14 protein-coding genes are annotated in these 17,770 nt (G+C 37.9%); all 14 read left to right on the forward strand.

The window, feature by feature from the left end; all coding sequences use genetic code 11:
• Positions 1–31 precede the first annotated feature (31 nt).
• The 14 genes from flhF (at position 32) to QUD79_RS03390 (ending at position 17,709) form a co-directional block, all read left to right on the forward strand.
• A complete protein-coding gene (gene flhF / locus QUD79_RS03325) occupies positions 32–1,489 on the forward strand; it encodes a flagellar biosynthesis GTPase FlhF (protein ID WP_184426364.1) in 1,458 nt (485 codons plus the stop codon).
• A gap of 26 nt (positions 1,490–1,515) precedes the next feature.
• Positions 1,516–2,388, forward strand: coding sequence for a MinD/ParA family protein (locus QUD79_RS03330; RefSeq protein WP_184426362.1), 873 nt, complete (start codon positions 1,516–1,518; stop codon positions 2,386–2,388).
• Positions 2,389–2,432: 44 nt separating this feature from the next.
• Positions 2,433–3,155 carry an RNA polymerase sigma factor FliA gene (locus QUD79_RS03335; RefSeq protein ID WP_184426408.1) on the forward strand — a complete coding sequence of 241 codons (723 nt, stop codon included), beginning with the start codon at positions 2,433–2,435 and terminating at the stop codon, positions 3,153–3,155.
• A gap of 47 nt (positions 3,156–3,202) precedes the next feature.
• Positions 3,203–3,586 carry a chemotaxis response regulator CheY gene (cheY, locus tag QUD79_RS03340; RefSeq protein ID WP_184426359.1) on the forward strand — a complete coding sequence of 128 codons (384 nt, stop codon included), beginning with the start codon at positions 3,203–3,205 and terminating at the stop codon, positions 3,584–3,586.
• Positions 3,587–3,613: 27 nt separating this feature from the next.
• Positions 3,614–4,357: a protein phosphatase CheZ gene (locus QUD79_RS03345; RefSeq protein ID WP_184426356.1), complete on the forward strand. Its 744-nt coding sequence runs from the start codon at positions 3,614–3,616 to the stop codon at positions 4,355–4,357.
• Between the two features lie 13 nt (positions 4,358–4,370).
• Complete coding sequence (locus tag QUD79_RS03350) at positions 4,371–6,449, forward strand: chemotaxis protein CheA (protein ID WP_184426353.1); 2,079 nt, start codon at positions 4,371–4,373, stop codon at positions 6,447–6,449.
• A gap of 46 nt (positions 6,450–6,495) precedes the next feature.
• Positions 6,496–7,638 carry a protein-glutamate methylesterase/protein-glutamine glutaminase gene (locus QUD79_RS03355; protein ID WP_184426351.1) on the forward strand — a complete coding sequence of 381 codons (1,143 nt, stop codon included), beginning with the start codon at positions 6,496–6,498 and terminating at the stop codon, positions 7,636–7,638.
• Between the two features lie 984 nt (positions 7,639–8,622).
• On the forward strand, positions 8,623–9,399 hold the full coding sequence (locus QUD79_RS03360; protein ID WP_184426349.1) for a ParA family protein: 777 nt from the start codon (positions 8,623–8,625) through the stop codon (positions 9,397–9,399).
• A 670-nt stretch (positions 9,400–10,069) separates the two neighbouring features.
• Positions 10,070–10,885, forward strand: coding sequence for a chemotaxis protein CheW (locus QUD79_RS03365; protein WP_246455024.1), 816 nt, complete (start codon positions 10,070–10,072; stop codon positions 10,883–10,885).
• Between the two features lie 110 nt (positions 10,886–10,995).
• The gene (locus QUD79_RS03370; protein WP_184426346.1) at positions 10,996–11,490 is read left to right on the forward strand and encodes a chemotaxis protein CheW; all 495 of its coding nucleotides are present in this window, start codon (positions 10,996–10,998) and stop codon (positions 11,488–11,490) included.
• Between the two features lie 68 nt (positions 11,491–11,558).
• Positions 11,559–12,023, forward strand: coding sequence for a DUF2802 domain-containing protein (locus tag QUD79_RS03375; protein WP_184426344.1), 465 nt, complete (start codon positions 11,559–11,561; stop codon positions 12,021–12,023).
• Between the two features lie 914 nt (positions 12,024–12,937).
• Positions 12,938–14,323, forward strand: coding sequence for a phosphohexomutase domain-containing protein (locus tag QUD79_RS03380; RefSeq protein WP_184426341.1), 1,386 nt, complete (start codon positions 12,938–12,940; stop codon positions 14,321–14,323).
• 150 nt (positions 14,324–14,473) lie between these two features.
• Positions 14,474–16,180 (forward strand): hypothetical protein, encoded by a 1,707-nt coding sequence (locus QUD79_RS03385; RefSeq protein ID WP_184426339.1) that lies wholly within the window; start codon positions 14,474–14,476, stop codon positions 16,178–16,180.
• Between the two features lie 110 nt (positions 16,181–16,290).
• Positions 16,291–17,709 (forward strand): mannose-1-phosphate guanylyltransferase/mannose-6-phosphate isomerase, encoded by a 1,419-nt coding sequence (locus tag QUD79_RS03390; RefSeq protein WP_184426337.1) that lies wholly within the window; start codon positions 16,291–16,293, stop codon positions 17,707–17,709.
• The last annotated feature ends 61 nt before the right edge of the window (positions 17,710–17,770 follow it).

Below are 17,770 nucleotides of genomic sequence, written 5' to 3' on the forward strand. Positions count from 1 at the left end.
TTATGTGCGTGAAGCTGGTGTAGGAGTTTTTATGAAAATTAAACGTTTTGTTGCAAAAGATATGAGAACCGCCTTAATTGACATTAAGGAAGAATTAGGCGCAGATGCCGTTATCATGTCAAATAAAAAAATTCCTGAAGGTGTCGAATTAATGGCAGCTGTCGATTATAACCAAAAAGCGCCTGCAACATCGGTGCCTGAAGAAAATGAAGACAGCATACCCAATGATGTAGTTTCTATCAGTAGTCAGGCATTTCAGCCTAGTGATAAAAGTGCTAACGAGCAACCGCCGGTTGATAGTTTGTCAGCATTATTAAACCGTACGGTTCAAAAGCCCCAGACAGCAACAAATCAAAATAAGGCTAGTTCACCATCTCAGAATGTAGCAAAAACAGATAGTGATATTGAAGACCAACTTAAAAGCTTTACCGATAGACTAGAGCAAAATGCTCAACAAACACCTCAAGTTCGCTCAGCACATCATACTGATGAGGTAATGCAGCCTTCAGCGCCTCATGTAGCTAATGAGTATGCAAATCAACAGTATCACCATACTGACTCTGCTAATGAAATTGAAAAAATGCGTCAAGAGATGCACAGTATTCGTCAATTATTAGAGCATCAAGTGTCTGGATTAATGTGGCAAGATATGGCACAAAAAGATCCTGGCAAAGCTGTACTTGTAAACCGCTTAATGCAAATGGGCATCACAGAAGCATTAGCAGAGCAAGTAGCGAGTTACATTCCAAGTTCGGCCAATGAAAGTCAAGCATGGGAACATGCAAAAAACTTATTAACTCAACAGCTTAGTACCACCAGCAATGACATTATTCATAAGGGTGGTGTTGTATCGTTAATTGGTCCTACTGGCGTTGGCAAAACTACAACTATTGCAAAACTAGCAGCGAGATATGCACAAATACATGGTGCTGATCAAGTGGTTATGATCTCAACAGATAGCTACCGTATTGCGGGTTTTGAACAACTTTCCACTTATGGAAAAATTATTGGTTGCCAAGTTAAAATGGCGAAAGACGCTCAATCGCTTGATTTATTGTTGCAACAATATGCGAATAAAAAATTGGTTTTAATCGATACCGCTGGCATGGGCCAACGTGATATGAGATTAGCCCAACACTTAGCAACACTTGTAGCAAACTCACGGGTAAAAATAAGAAATTATCTAGTTCTTGCAGCTAACTCGCAACAACGGGTTATGCAAGAGAATGTTCAACGGTTTAAAAAAATACCACTAGCGGGTTGTATTTTTACAAAGCTAGACGAAAGCTTAAGTGTTGGTGAAATAGTTACCACAGCTATTCAAAATGGTCTGCCGATCGGCTATCTTACTGATGGGCAAAGAGTACCAGAAGATATTAAAGTTGCAAATGCTGAAAAGTTAGTTACTCTTGCTGAAAGAATGGCAAATAAATACAATAATCAACACGTTTCGCGACCAATGCCCATGACTTCTGCTGCAATTGTGTAATACTGATAAAACGAGAAAGAATATAGATGATCGATCAAGCGAGTGGCTTAAGAAAAATGCAAGATGCAAATCACAACAGTAGAAAAGGAAGTAACCCTGTAAAGGTTATTGCTGTTTCAGGCGGTAAGGGGGGTGTAGGTAAAACTAATATATCACTTAATACTGCAATTGCTTTAGCTCAACTTGGTAAACGGGTATTGGTTTTAGATGCCGATTTAGGCTTAGCCAACTGCGATGTTATGCTTGGTTTAAGAGTGCAGCGTAATTTATCTCATGTGTTATCAGGTGAGTGCGAGCTTGATGATGTCATTATTAAAGGTCCAGCTGGCATTAATATAATTCCTGCAACCTCTGGTACCCAATCTATGGTCGACTTAACACCAGCTGAGCATGCAGGTTTAATTCGCGCTTTTAGCGACATGAAAACTAAGTTTGATGTTTTGGTTGTTGACACCGCGGCTGGTATTTCAGATATGGTGCTAAGCTTTGCAAGAGCTGCACAAGATGTACTTCTGGTGGTATGTGATGAACCCACTTCAATTACTGATTGCTATGCTTTAATGAAACTATTAAGTCGTGACCATGGCGTATATAAATTTAAAGTTGTCGCCAATATGGTACGTAGTCCAAAAGAAGGACAGCAGCTTTTTGGAAAATTATCAAAAGTTAGTGAACGTTTTCTTGATGTTGCGCTAGAATTAGTGGGTGTCATTCCTTTTGATGAAAACATACGAAAATCTGTACGTAAGCAACAGGCTATTGTTGAAGCTTATCCAGATTCACCAGCAGCGAAGGCACTTAAACAACTTGCTGAAAAAATAGTTAAGTGGCCAATACCTCACCAAGCGTCAGGTCATTTAGAATTCTTTATCGAGCAGTTGTTAGAAAATAAATCGTAATAATCCAATAAAACTAAGTACAATCCATAAAATAGTGGTGGGTGATAGTGGCTAAAGCAAATGCTTACATTAATCAAATAGATAAAACTACTCTACTAGAGCAACATACCGTTTTAGTAAAACGAATAGCCTACCATTTGCTTGCTCGACTTCCCGCTAGTGTCATTGTTGACGATCTTATACAATCAGGCATGATTGGCTTATTAGAGGCAGCTAATAATTTTGATAATACTAAAGGCGCTAGTTTTGAAACCTTTGCTGGGATCAGAATTAGAGGTGCGATGCTTGACGAAATACGCCGTGGTGACTGGACTCCGCGCTCAGTTCATAAAAATAGCCGAATGGTTAACGAAGCAATTAAACACTTAGAAGCCGAACTTGGTCGCGACGTAACTGATATTGAAGTTGCTGAAAAACTTGATATTTCGTTAAATGAGTACCATGATATTCTTAACGAGGTAAGTACGGGAAAGATTATTGGGATTGAAGACTTAGGAGTTAGTGAAGACGCACTAAGTCAGTTAGAAGATAGAAGTAACAACAATCCTTATAGCAATATAGAGCAAATAGTTTTTAAAAAAGCACTCAGTGAATGTATTTCTACTTTACCCGAACGCGAAGCTCTAGTACTGTCGTTGTATTATGACGAAGAATTAAACTTACGAGAAATTGGTCATGTCCTTGACGTTAGTGAGTCAAGAGTAAGTCAAATCCATAGTCAAGCGTTACATCGATTAAAAGCACGTATGCAATCGTGGAAAAGTTGATTACAATATAATAAATAGAATTTAGAACTATATCCCCGGAGGGTGTCTTGGATAAAAATATGAAAGTACTTGTTGTTGACGATTTCTCAACAATGAGACGTATAGTGAAAAATCTTTTACGCGACTTAGGCTTCACCAATATTTCAGAAGCAGATGACGGTAGTACAGCATTACCTATGCTTCAAGGCGGTGATTTTGATTTCGTTGTAACCGACTGGAACATGCCAGGCATGCAAGGTATTGACTTATTAAAAGCAATTCGTGCAGACGCTAGCTTATCGCACATTCCTGTATTAATGGTGACAGCTGAAGCTAAAAAAGAGCAAATTGTTATGGCAGCTCAAGCTGGCGTAAATGGGTACATTGTTAAGCCATTTACAGCTGCAACGTTGAAAACCAAGCTTGATAAAATATTTGAGCGTTTAGGGTAAACCTTAACCGTTAATTAAGGACGTTGCATGAGTATTAATACGAGTGTCCATGTGTCGCTGGAACAGGCAAAATTATTGGTTGAATACCTTGAAAGTAATCAACAAGATAAAGCCGATGAGTTAGTCGCTGAGATACAAAATCCGATCAATACCGCGCTTTTTGCTGAAATTGGTAAATTAACGCGTCAATTACATGATTCGTTAACTAATTTCCAAGTTGATTCACGACTCAACGATTTAGCTAATGCAGATATTCCTGATGCAAAAGAGCGCTTAAACTATGTGATTAGTCGCACAGAAGAAGCCGCTAATAAAACCATGGATGCTGTAGAGTCTATTTTTCCTGTTGTTGATACTATTCAGCAGCAAATAGCTACGGTTAAGCCTTTGTGGCACAAGCTGATGCATAACGAACTTGAACTTTCAGAATTTAAAGCATTATGTGCCGATATTGACGTTTTACTAACAACAACAGAAAAAGAAACATCGCACATGCACGCCTTAATGACCGATGTATTAATGGCGCAAGACTTTCAAGACTTAACCGGGCAGGTTATTCGTAAAGTTATTGACTTGGTTAGAGAGGTTGAAGAAAGCTTAATTAACATGTTAACGGCCTTTGGATTAAACTCAGAACGAGATAAAGAAAAAAAACAACCTAAAGTGGGCGATAACTTAGTAGAAGGCCCAATTGTAAACACAGAGAATAGAGATGACGTTGTTTCTGACCAAGATGATGTTGATGATCTTTTATCAAGCCTAGGATTTTAAGAGGAATTGTTGGATGTCTTATGAAGCAGATGAAGAAATTCTACAGGATTTTTTAATCGAAGCAGGTGAAATACTTGAAAGTTTATCTGAACAACTTGTTGAGTTAGAGAACGATCCAAATAACGCAGAGTTATTAAACGCTATTTTTAGAGGCTTTCATACGGTAAAAGGTGGCGCAGGCTTTTTAGCATTAACTGAACTTGTTGATGCTTGCCATGGTGCAGAAAATGTCTTTGATATACTGCGTACCGGTAAGCGTGCAGTAACCGCAGATTTAATGGACGTTATCTTAAAGGCGTTAGACACCATTAATGAAATGTTTAGCCAAGTTCAAAATAGAGAACCTGTTGATGCTGCTGATCCCGCACTTCTAGAACAACTTCACCGTTTAAGCGAGCCAGAAGGGGCTGCACCACCAGTTGAAACTACTGTGGTTGTAGAAAATACGGTAAGTGGTAATGAATCTAGCGTTACTTCAAGTGATGAAATGTCAGAAGATGAATTTGAACGACTCTTAGATGAATTACATGGTACAAGTGCGCCAAGCACTCCTGCGGTAACTAGTTCGAATAATAGTAATGATATTTCAGATGATGAGTTTGAATCATTGTTAGATGAACTGCATGGTCAGGGGGCATTTTCTTCTGATGTGGCAAAAACACCACCAGCGACACCGGCCAATAAAGCCTCGTCTAATGATATATCTGATGATGAATTTGAATCACTGCTAGATGAATTGCATGGTCAAGGAAAGTCACCACAAACAAGTCAAAAACCAGTAACCCCCGCGCCTACAGCCGCACAAAAACCGGCAGCCGCACCTGCATCAAAACCCGCACCAGCGCCTGCAGCTAAACCAGTGGCAGCTGAGAAAAAACCTGGACAGAGTAGCGCTCCTCAAGGTGAAACAACGGTTCGTGTTGACACGCAACGCCTTGATCAAATAATGAACATGGTTGGTGAGCTCGTTTTAGTGAGAAATCGCTTAACAAGTTTAGGTATGACCAAAGAAGATGAAGAGTTGACAAAAGCTGTGTCAAACTTAGACGCAGTTACTACAGATTTACAGGGCGCGGTAATGAAAACGCGCATGCAACCGATTAAGAAAGTTTTCGGACGTTTCCCTCGCGTTGTTCGAGACTTAGCGCGTACCTTGAATAAAGACATTAAGTTAATTTTACAAGGTGAAGAGACCGATTTAGACAAAAACTTAGTTGAAGCATTAGCTGATCCACTCGTGCATTTGGTGCGTAACTCAGTAGATCATGGGATTGAATTGCCTGACGATCGTGAAGCCAAAGGTAAAAGTCGAGAAGGTACCGTCATTTTATCTGCTTCTCAAGAAGGTGACCATATATTACTGACTATTCGTGACGATGGTGCAGGTATGGACGCTAATAAATTAAAAAGCATTGCTATTGAGCGAGGTGTCTTAGATGAAGATGCGGCTAATAGAATGTCAGACAAAGACGCCTTTGCTTTAATTTTTGCGCCAGGATTTTCTACCAAAACTGAAATATCTGAAGTATCAGGACGTGGTGTTGGGATGGACGTGGTGAAAACGAAAATCACCCAACTTAATGGTACTGTTAATATAGACTCAGAAATGGGCGTAGGCACAGTACTAGAAATTAAAGTGCCACTTACGTTAGCTATTTTACCAACGCTAATGGTTATTGTGGGTAAGCAAACTTTTGCTTTACCACTAGCGGCTGTAAATGAAATATTTCATTTAGACTTAACTAATACCAATTTAGTTGATGGTCAGCTCACCATTATTGTTAGAGAGAAAGCTATCCCGTTATTCTACCTTGACCAATGGTTGGTTAGAAATCATGTTGAGAATAAGCGTAAAACGGGCCATGTTGTTATTGTACAGCTTGGCACGCAGCAAATAGGTTTTGTTGTTGACAGCTTAATTGGTCAAGAAGAAGTAGTAATTAAACCATTAGATCGACTTTTACACGGTACGCCTGGTATGGCGGGCGCTACAATTACGAGTGATGGCGGCATTGCACTCATTATTGATGTAGCTAATATGCTAAAATATTATGCGAAAAAATCGATCGTGAATAAAAAGTTACGCTCATAATAATTACACAACTAATCCAGTTTTGTAAAAGACAAAGAGAAGTTAAATGACCTACAGGGTTTTGGTGGTAGACGACTCCAGCTTTTTTCGTCGTCGTGTTAGTGATATTTTAGAAAGTGACCCTAACCTCACTGTGGTAGATTTTGCGGTTAATGGTCAAGAAGCGGTAGATAAAGCTAAGTCGTTAAGACCTGACGTGATCACCATGGACATTGAAATGCCAGTACTTAATGGTATTGATGCCGTTAAGCAAATAATGGCGAATTCTCCAACTGCTATCTTAATGTTTTCTTCATTAACGCATCAAGGCGCAAAAGCTACTTTAGAAGCTTTAGACGCGGGAGCATTAGACTTTTTACCTAAGAAATTTAATGAAATTGCAAAAACAACGAGTGATGCAGGACATATTTTAAAACAACGGGTATTAGAGATAGCCCAAAAAAAAGGCAAAAGTACACGTAGAGCCTTATCAACACCAGCTTCAACACCATCATTACGAAGAAAGTTTGACAGTAGCTTGTCGCGTGAACCTACTAGTACATTCACTAGATCGACCAGTACTCCTGTTGTAGCTAGTATTCCTACTAGAAGTGCAGGTAACTTAACTAAAAGCAAGTCATACAAGCTTTTAGCTATTGGAACATCTACCGGAGGGCCTGTTGCACTTCAAAAAGTATTAACAGCATTACCAGCAGACTTTCCTCTTCCTATTATTATGATCCAGCATATGCCTGCTGCTTTCACTTTAGCATTTGCAAACCGACTTGATTCTTTATGCAACATTAAAGTCAAAGAAGCCGAAAATGGGGACGTGCTTAAACCAGGGCATGCATATTTAGCTCCTGGTGGTAAACAAATGATAGTAGAGGGCAACAGTAACAATGCTAAATTAAGAATATTTGAAGATGATTCACCTCGTATTGCTTTTAAGCCAAGTGTTGATATTAGCTTTGGTTCAGCAGCTAAAGTTTTTTCAGGAGATGTGTTAGGTATTATCTTAACGGGAATGGGCGCTGACGGTAGAGAAGGTTCGCGTTTGTTAAAAGGCAAAGGGGCAACCATTTGGTCACAGGATGAAGCAACTTCTGTTGTTTATGGAATGCCACAAGCGGTTGCTGTAGCAGGTATATCAGAATTAGTATTACCGTTACTTGAAATTCCTAATGCTATAATGAAAGTTGTCATATAATACATAGAGTAAAGGGTAGTTAACTAAAGTAATATTTACTCAGCGGCAGACGATAAGAAAATACACTACTTGTAGGTTGGGCTTTAGCCCATCAAAAAGTAACGAGCGTTAAGCTATTGACGGCATAAATGCCGACCTACAACAGGCAATAAGCAAACTGTACTTTATTGAAATGTAGTTTGGGTTTTGCCGCTAAAGATGGCGGTAGTAGGGTAATGCAGAAGCAATTACCGATAAGCCCATATATTTGTAGGTTGGGCTTTAGCCCATCAAAAAGTAACGAACGTTAAGCTATTGACGGCATAAATGCCGACCTACAACAGGCAATAAGCAAACTGTACTTTATTGAAATGTAGTTTGGGCTTTGCCGCCAAAGGTGCGGTAGTAGGGTAATGCAGAAGCAATTACCGATAAGCCCATATATTTGTAGGTTGGGCTTTAGCCCATCAAAAAGTAACGAACGTTAAGCTATTGACGGCATAAATGCCGACCTACAACAGGCAATAAGCAAACTGTACTTTATTGAAATGTAGTTTGGGCTTTGCCGCCAAAGGTGCGGTAGTAGGGTAATGCAGAAGCAATTACCGATAAGCCCATATATTTGTAGGTTGGGCTTTAGCCCATCAAAAAGTAACGAACGTTAAGCTATTGACGGCATAAATGCCGACCTACAACAGGCAATAAGAAAACTGTACTTTATTGAAATGTAGTTTGGGCTTTGCCGCCAAAGGTGCGGTAGTAGGGTAATGCAGAAGCAATTACCGATAAGCCCATATATTTGTAGGTTGGGCTTTAGCCCATCAAAAAGTAACGAGCGTTAAGCTATTGACGGCATAAATGCCGACCTAAAATAAAAATAACTATTAAGAATCTAGGTTGCATGGTGCCTATGTATTGCTATAACACATGATTATTAAATGTAAGCAATTACTAACACATTTGCTTTAGTATTTAATATAAGTAAATTAATTTGAAGGTGAACCTTTGATAGTTTGGACAGTAGCGAATCAAAAAGGTGGTGTTGGAAAAACAACAACTACTATATCGTTAGGCGGCTTGTTAGCTGAGCAAGGCTATAAAGTATTGCTTATCGACACTGATCCTCACGCCTCATTAAGCTACTACTTTGGCATAGAGTCGGAAGACTTAGAGCTGAGTGTATATGACTTATTTGTGCAGGTATCAACCAAAGAACAAATAATGATGAGTTTAGCGCCAACCGCCTATGAAAATATAGATGTGCTACCCGCAACCATGGGCTTAGCTACACTTGATCGTTCATTAGGTAGTAAAGGTGGTATGGGGCTAGTCCTCAAAAAAGCACTAGAAAAGCTAAAAGATGAATATGATTATGTACTTATAGATTGTCCTCCTGTTTTAGGGGTGTTAATGGTAAATGCGCTTGCTGCGTGTGATCGTATTATTGTACCCGCACAAACAGAATTTTTAGCCCTTAAAGGGTTAGAGCGCATGATTAAAACAATGGAAATTATGCAAGTTGAACAACATAAGCCATTTACATTTAGCATAGTGCCAACTATGTTTGATAAAAGAACTAAGGCATCGTTGCAAGCGTATTTGAAAATGCAAGAGTTATACGGAGCTGCAGTATGGCCGGGTGTAATTCCAATCGATACTAACTTTAGAAATGCAAGTGTAGAGCAAAGGGTCATTTCTGACTTTGCCGCTTCTTCAAGAGGCACACTCGCTTATCGTAAATTAATAGATTATTTAATCAAATTAGATGTAAAAAATAGATGAACATATTATTAGGTTATACAAGTAATGTGGGTCGCATTTAAATGATTGATATATGTAGGTCGGCATTTATGCCGTCAAAGCTTTAGGCTTAAGGTTAAAGGGCTATTCGGTAATTGCTTCTGTAGTACCTTGCAAACGCCAGTTTTGATGGGCTGAAGCCCAACCTACAAAAGAATAATAGTATAAAATGTAGGTCGGCATTTATGCCGTCAAAGCTTAAGGCTTAAGGCTTAAGGTTAAAGGGCTATTCGGTAATTGCTTCTGTAGTACCTTGCAAACGCCAGTTTTGATGGGCTGAAGCCCAACCTACAAAAGAATAATAGTATAAAATGTAGGTCGGCATTTATGCCGTCAAAGGTTAAAGCTTAAGGTTAAAGGGCTATTCGGTAATTGCTTGTGTAGTACCTTGCAAACGCCAGTTTTGATGGGCTGAAGCCCAACCTACAAAAGAATAATAGTATACAATGTAGGTCGGCATTTATGCCGTCAAAGGTTAAAGCTTAAGGCTTAAAGGGCTATTCGGTAATTGCTTCTGTAGTACCTTGCAAACGCCAGTTTTGATGGGCTGAAGCCCAACCTACAAAAGAATAATAGTATACAATGTAGGTCGGCATTTATGCCGTCGAAAAGCTAGCTCTAACACAAGTATTAACGGGTAGTAGATAGTAAAATGAAAGATAGCAGCGGCTTAGCCGCAAGTAAAAAATTAATGCAAAACTACCTATCAGAACTGTTAACTGAAGAGTCCGAAGAGGTTTTGCCACAACCGGTTTTAGAAAAGAAGCCAGCTACTGCTATGGCCGAAAGGGTTGATAGTGTTGAAAAAGAAAAGCTAAATAAACTATTACAACAAGCAAGCGCTACGAAGGCGTTAACTGAAAACTTTAATACGGTAACAACCGTTAAGTCTGAAAGTCAAAAAGTTGCAGTAGCACCAACGGTTAAAGAGAAAACAGTTGCCGTTGATACAGTTAAAGAAATTACAACACGAAAAAGTGCCGGCGAATTTAAAATAAAACCCGAAAAAGACTATCGTAAGGGTAGTTTTCAAGCGATGTTTTTTGACGTTGCGGGTTTAACTATCGCTGTTCCTCTTATTGAGCTAGGTGGAATACATAATGTAGATAAAACCACTAGTTTAATGGGTAAACCTAATTGGTTTAAAGGAGTAATGGTCCACCGTGATGATAAAATTAATGTAGTTGATACCGCATTATGGGTAATGCCAGAAAAATGTAATGAACAATTAATAAATTCGCTAAATTATCAATATATTATTATGCTTAGTGAAAGTGCTTGGGGATTAATGGCAGAGCACTTAGTTGACACCGTAACCTTAGAGCAAGAAGATGTGAAGTGGATAGAGCAATCAAATAAGCGTCCGTGGTTAGCAGGTTTAGTTAAAGAACGTATGTGTGCCTTGCTTGACGTTGAAGCATTAATTACCTTATTAAATAAAGGTGCTGATATTAATCAGTATAGGTAAGTAAAAATATAATTGTTAAATCGAAAGTTCGTAAACAACTATAACTATTAAGAATTTAGATATAAACTAATATCAAGTTTAAAAGTGAATAACTTTGAGAGGCAAGTTGTATGTCTGATGAAAGACGCAATACTAAAGAAACACAAGATTCAAATGACGAAGTATTACAGTGGGTAACGTTTAAGCTCGACAACGAAACCTACGGTATTAACGTAATGCAAGTGCAAGAAGTATTACGCTATACAGAAATAGCGCCGGTACCTGGCGCTCCTCTTTATGTGTTGGGTATAATAAACCTTCGTGGCAATGTAGTAACTGTTATCGATACGCGTTCACGCTTTGGTTTAGAGTCATCTGAAATAACCGACAACACCCGCATTGTTATTATAGAATCTGAAAAGCAAGTTATTGGTATATTAGTAGATAGCGTTGCAGAAGTTGTTTACTTAAAAGCATCTGAAATTGATGTTGCACCAAACGTTGGAAACGAAGAAAGTGCTAAGTTTATTCAAGGCGTTTCTAATCGTGATGGAGAATTATTGATCTTAGTTGATCTTAACAAACTACTATCAGACGATGAATGGGATGAACTTAAGCAATTTTAATTGCTGTTAACGCCTAGTATTACTGAAATTACCTAACCTACAGAGTATTAGTCGTTGAAGTTGATGTTATGAAAGAAGAATACATTCTCATTATTAGTATAGCTACCTCAGGCGCTGCACTTATTGCCGCGCTTCTGTCTTTAGTTAAGCATCATATTAAAAATACCGACATAAATATGCTAAAAACTCAAATTGAAGGAAGCGAGCTATTAATTAGCCAATTACAGCTTTCTTTGAGCGATGTGCAAAAACAACTGATATTACTTAATGAAACCTTGAATAATCAACAAATTGAAAGTGAACAAGTCAGTAAGCAATTAGAGCACCGAATTAAAATAGTTAACCAGCAATTAAAAAATCAAAACGAAACCATCGAGCAACTTAAGCTGCAACAACCCGAAGATAAACTGTATAGCCGAGCTCAAAAGTTAGTGTTATTAGGTGCTGATGTTGCAGAGTTAATGGCTGAATGCGACCTTCCCCAAGCCGAAGCAGAAATGCTAGTAACTCTGCATCAACGTAAAAGCAATTAATATAAGTAAATATTAAACTTGATGGCCTGAAGGCCAACCTACAAAAATAGCTCTGAATTACAGGTGTAGGTCGGCGTTTACGCCGTCAAAAGGTAACAGATTTGAGTGAAATTAATGGGCTTAACGTTAATTGATTCTGCATTACCCTTTTATAATTGTTGATGGCCTGAAGGCCAACCTACAAAAATAGCTCTGCATTAGAGGTGTAGGTCGGCGTTTACGCCGTCAAAAGGTAACAGGTTTGAGTGAAATTAATGGGCTTAACGTTAATTGATTCTGCATTACCTTTTTATAATTGTTGATGGCCTGAAGGCCAACCTACAAAAATAGCTCTGAATTACAGGTGTAGGTCGGCGTTTACGCCGTCAAAAGATAACAGATTTGAGTGAAATTAATGGGCTTAACGTTAATTGATTCTGCATTACCTTTTTATAATTGTTGATGGCCTGAAGGCCAACCTACAAAAATAGCTCTGAATTACAGGTGTAGGTCGGCGTTTACGCCGTCAAAAGGTAACAGGTTTGAGTGAAATTAATGGGCTTAACGTTAATTGATTCTGCATTACCCTTTTATAATTGTTGATGGCCTGAAGGCCAACCTACAAAAATAGCTCTGAATTACAGGTGTAGGTCGGCGTTTACGCCGTCAAAAGGTAACATATTTGAGTGAAATTAATGGGCTCAACGTTAATTGATTCTGCATTACCCTTTTATAATTGTTGATGGCCTGAAGGCCAACCTACAAAAAAATAGTGCTGCTAAACAAATATCGGTCGGCATTTATGCGGCCAGAAGCCAATAAAAAAAGCTAGCAACACTGTAGGTCGGTATTTATACCGTCAAAAAGTTAATACTACGAATAAAAACTTTACTAAAAAACAATCTCAATTTAAAAATTTATCAATGGAAACTATTATGAGTACATCACCACTTACCTGTTTTAAAGCATACGATATTCGCGGAAAGCTTGGCGACGAATTGAATAACGAAATTGCGTATCGAATAGGTAGAGCATTTTCACAGCATACTAAAGCAAAGAGCGTTGTGGTTGGCGGGGATATTCGCTTAACCAGCGAAGAGTTAAAGTTAGCGCTTAGTAATGGATTAATGGATGGAGGCACCAATGTAATCGACATAGGATTATGTGGCACAGAGCATATTTACTTTGCAACCAGTCATTTACAGTGTGATGGTGGTATTGTCGTTACAGCAAGTCATAATCCTATAGACTATAACGGAATGAAGCTCGTACGCGAACAAAGTAAACCGATAAGTGGTGATACTGGGCTATTTGACATAAAGAAATTAGCTGAATTAAATAAATTTAAAGAAGTTAAAGCAAAAGGCAGTATGTCTACATTGGATATATCAAAGCCTTATACTAAGCACTTACTAACCTATTTTGACCCAGTTAATATCAAACCATTAAAAATAGTGGTGAATGCCGGTAATGGAACAGCAGGGCCAGCATTAGATGTAATAGAACATACTTTCAACCAACTAAAGTTGCCTGTTACATTCATTAAAATCAATCACCAACCTGACGGCACATTTCCAAATGGTATACCTAATCCCTTACTAGTAGAAAATCGCTCAGCAACACAAAATGCAGTTATTACTCATAAAGCAGACTTTGGTGTTGCATGGGATGGAGACTTCGACCGTTGCTTTTTATTCGACGAAAATGGTGACTTCATTGAAGGGTACTATATTGTTGGCTTATTGGCAGAAAACTTTTTAGCGAAAAAACATCAAGCTAATCAAGTAAAAGAAAAAATTATTCATGACCCGCGCTTAACTTGGAATACAATCGATATAGTTAATCAGGCGGGTGGTGAAGCCATTCAAAGTAAAACTGGTCATGCATTCATAAAAGAAAGAATGAGAAAAGAAAATGCGATTTACGGTGGTGAAATGAGTGCTCATCATTATTTTCGCGATTTTTATTACTGTGACAGCGGGATGATCCCTTGGTTACTGATTGCTGAATTAATATGCTTAAAAGAAAAACCACTTTCTGAGCTTGTATCAGCACGAATCAAAGCATTCCCATCATCAGGAGAAATTAACAATATAGTTAAGCAGCCTAATATCGCCATTAAACGTGTTTTGGCATATTATCAGGAGCATGCATTAACTATTGATGAAACCGATGGTGTAAGCGTAGAGTTTGCAGATTGGCGATTTAATCTTCGTTGCAGTAATACTGAACCTGTAGTCCGTTTGAATGTAGAATCACGTGCAGATGAAGAACTAATGCAAACAAAAACGAAAGAAATACTGAGTATCTTGTTAGCATAAAATTGTTAACACATAATACCCCTCAACCTGACCCTGTAATATAATGTCATTACAGGGTTAAACAGAGTCTTTATTCTCCTATCTTAATTGATAAATGTAGGTAGTAGGTTTAAACTACGCCGCACTCAAATAACTACAGCGGGATGTATTTTGTATTTCGAGCAAAAAACAAGCTTTTCTATATTTACCTTTTTTTTCCTTTTAATTGTGATATTTTTAGCGTATTCAAACTCGTTTTTAGTTCCATTTTTATTCGACGATATAACGTCTATTGTCGAAAAACAAAAGGTTTATATAGAGGGCTTTTCTGCTATTTATCAAGAGTTTGGTCAACGATTACTTGTGTACTTAACTTTTTATGGGAATTACCAACTCCATCAACTAGACGTATGGGGTTATCACTTAGTAAACACTTGCATTCATTTAATAAGTGCATTCTTTGTGTACTTACTCACCTTAGAAATACTTAAAGCCAATCAAATTCTTGTTCTTAAAGAAAGGGCGCCGCTGTTAAATATACAGTGGTTTGCATTACTGGTTTGTTTACTCTTTGCATTGCACCCGCTTCAAACTCAAGCGGTAACTTATATTGTACAAAGAACAACTTCGCTTGCAGCATTATTTTATATTGCAACCATGTTCAGTTATTTTAAGTTCAGGTTTGCAGAAAAACATACGCACAAAACGGTAATGTTTATTGCTACTTTTGCCCTATTTGTTTTAGCCGTACTAACTAAGCAAAATACATATACATTACCTGGTGCGTTACTCGTACTTGAAATTATTTTTATCTATCCAATTTTACGTTATTCGCCGCGGATACCACTTATTATTGGTGCTTGTTTAACTGTAGTTATGGCAATTAGCTTGCTTATATTTCCAGAGATTGTAATTGCTCTAGATGCTGCGAGTAAAGAAACAACAGATTTTACTCGGTTGGCATATTTTGAGTCTCAATTAACTATACTTGTTCACTACATAACGCTATTTATTTACCCAGTAAACTTACAAGTAGAATATATTTACCCTCTAGCAGATGGTAATTTACTAGACAGCATAGGTTATTTATTTGCTTACGCAGTAGCGATTAGTGTTGCGTTTTTTTATCGTAGAAAAGAGCCAATTTTAGCATTTGCAATTATCTTCTTTTTTATTGCGCATGCAGTAGAATCTTCCTTTATTCCAATTTCAGATCTTGTTTTTGAACATAGAACGTATCTCCCCAACTTATCGTTATGCTTGTTAGCTATATTTTTCTTGCAAAAAATAGCGAGCAAACAACTATTCACAGTAAAGGTTGTTACTCTATTAATAATAGTGGTGTTAGCTTACTTAACTTATCAGCGAAACGAGGTTTGGTCTGACCCCGAAAAACTATATGCTAACGAATTAAAAATTAACGATAATAAACCAAGAATTTATGCAAGTCTTGGAGATTATTACCGACTAGACAGCAAGCATAAGCTTTCAGCCGATAACTATAAAAAAGCCTATGAGTTAACAGGTGAATTTAACGACCTAGATAATCAAGGGTTTGATGCTAAGTTTGGCTATTTTAATAATTATATAGCAGCGCTTAGTAGAGCAGGGGAAAACAAAGAGGCTATTGCTGTAACATTACAATTATTACCGCAACTTAAAGGGAGTAAATTTTTACCAATAATTTATACTAATTTGGGTAGTTTTTACTGGCAAGAAAAAAACTATTTACATTGCACAAAGTACATGTTTCAAGCAATGAAATTAAAACCAAACATGATAGAGCCAGTGATTGGTGTGGGTAAGTGTTTTGAAGAAATGGGTGATAAAGAAATGGCTTTACACATGTTCAATAAAGCGCGAAAACTCTCACAATAAAATAAAATAAAATAAAATAAAAAGTTAAGCGTATTGAATAACTTTAACATTACGCTAGAATACCTCGCTTGCTTGGTAGCTGATAACAAATAGTTAATTTAAGGATTTCTATGTCTGTAATACCCGTTATTTTGTCTGGTGGTTCTGGTACACGCCTATGGCCATTATCGCGCAAACAATACCCTAAGCAGTTGCTTAATTTAGCAGGTGGCGAATACACCATGCTACAAGACACGCTTAAGCGGGTATCACATATTGACGCTCCTATAATTGTTTGTAACGAAGACCATCGCTTTATGGTAGCAGAACAATGTCATTCCATGGGAATTACACCTAAATCTATTTTATTAGAGCCAGTAGCTAGAAATACAGCCCCTGCAATAGCGTTAGCTGCTTATCAAGCCCTAAGTTTTGACCAAAACGCTGTTATTGCGGTATTTCCAGCAGACCACGTTATTACCAATGCCGAAGCGTTTCAAAATGCTTTAAATATTGCTATTGCAGAAGCCCAAAACAATAAATTAGTTACCTTTGGTATTGTAGCGAACAAGCCAGAAACAGGCTTTGGCTATATCAAAGCCGATAAATCAGCGAAAGGTTTGGCATACCATGTTGAAAAATTCGTTGAAAAACCAGATTTAGCTACCGCACAGCAGTATATTGAATCAGGTGACTATTTTTGGAACAGTGGCATGTTTGTATTTAAGGCTGAGGTTTATTTAAAAGCACTTGAACAGTCAAACCCTAAAATCACCAGAGCCTGTGAAAAATCATTGAAATTGGCTAAAACAGATTTAGACTTTATACGAGTTGATAAAGAAGCTTTTAAACAAAGCCCAGATGACTCAATAGATTATGCAGTTTTCGAAGATGCAGCGGAACAGTCAAATAATGTACGTGTAGTACCTATGGACGCCGGTTGGAGCGATCTTGGAAGCTGGTCTGCATTATGGGACATATTAGACAAAGACAAAAATGCCAACGCGTTTGTGGGGGATGTAATTTCAATCAATAGTAATAATAACTTGGTACATAGCCCTAAAAAACTGGTTGCCACAATTGGACTAGAAAACTTAGTGATAGTAGATACGGATGACGCGCTATTAATTGCCAATAAAGATCAAGTACAAGATGTTAAAAAAGTCGTAGGGCAATTAAAAAAATATCAACGCGATGAACACCTTCAACATCGAGAAGTACATCGCCCATGGGGTTGTTACGACTCAATAGATAACGGTAAGCGCTACCAAGTTAAGCGAATAACGGTAAAGTCAGGTGCGAGCTTATCGCTTCAAATGCATTATCACCGCGCTGAACATTGGGTAGTTGTGTCGGGCAGTGCACTAGTACAAGTTGGCGAAAAAGAGCAATTATTAACAGAAAACCAATCGGTGTATATACCTATTGGTGAAACTCACAGGCTAACTAATCCTGGAAAATTACCATTAGAACTGATAGAAGTGCAAAGCGGCAGCTATCTGGGTGAAGATGATATAGTTCGCTTTGAAGATGTATTTGGGCGTTGCTAAAGAGAGATCACTTTTCACATTTCGTTTTAATATCTATCATACTTTTCCTAGTTTAAATTAG

Source organism: Thalassotalea piscium, assembly GCF_030295935.1.
GTDB lineage: Bacteria > Pseudomonadota > Gammaproteobacteria > Enterobacterales > Alteromonadaceae > Thalassotalea_B > Thalassotalea_B piscium.

Bases quoted from the DNA above. Each gene is read 5' to 3' on its own strand.
- QUD79_RS03390 (WP_184426337.1), top strand. From the start codon at position 16,291: ATGTCTGTAATACCCGTTATTTTGTCTGGTGGTTCTGGTACACGCCTA.
- QUD79_RS03365 (WP_246455024.1), top strand. From the start codon at position 10,070: ATGAAAGATAGCAGCGGCTTAGCCGCAAGTAAAAAATTAATGCAAAAC.
- QUD79_RS03355 (WP_184426351.1), top strand. From the start codon at position 6,496: ATGACCTACAGGGTTTTGGTGGTAGACGACTCCAGCTTTTTTCGTCGT.
- QUD79_RS03375 (WP_184426344.1), top strand. From the start codon at position 11,559: ATGAAAGAAGAATACATTCTCATTATTAGTATAGCTACCTCAGGCGCT.
- flhF (WP_184426364.1), top strand. From the start codon at position 32: ATGAAAATTAAACGTTTTGTTGCAAAAGATATGAGAACCGCCTTAATT.
- QUD79_RS03345 (WP_184426356.1), top strand. From the start codon at position 3,614: ATGAGTATTAATACGAGTGTCCATGTGTCGCTGGAACAGGCAAAATTA.
- QUD79_RS03370 (WP_184426346.1), top strand. From the start codon at position 10,996: ATGTCTGATGAAAGACGCAATACTAAAGAAACACAAGATTCAAATGAC.
- QUD79_RS03350 (WP_184426353.1), top strand. From the start codon at position 4,371: ATGTCTTATGAAGCAGATGAAGAAATTCTACAGGATTTTTTAATCGAA.
- QUD79_RS03330 (WP_184426362.1), top strand. From the start codon at position 1,516: ATGATCGATCAAGCGAGTGGCTTAAGAAAAATGCAAGATGCAAATCAC.
- QUD79_RS03380 (WP_184426341.1), top strand. From the start codon at position 12,938: ATGAGTACATCACCACTTACCTGTTTTAAAGCATACGATATTCGCGGA.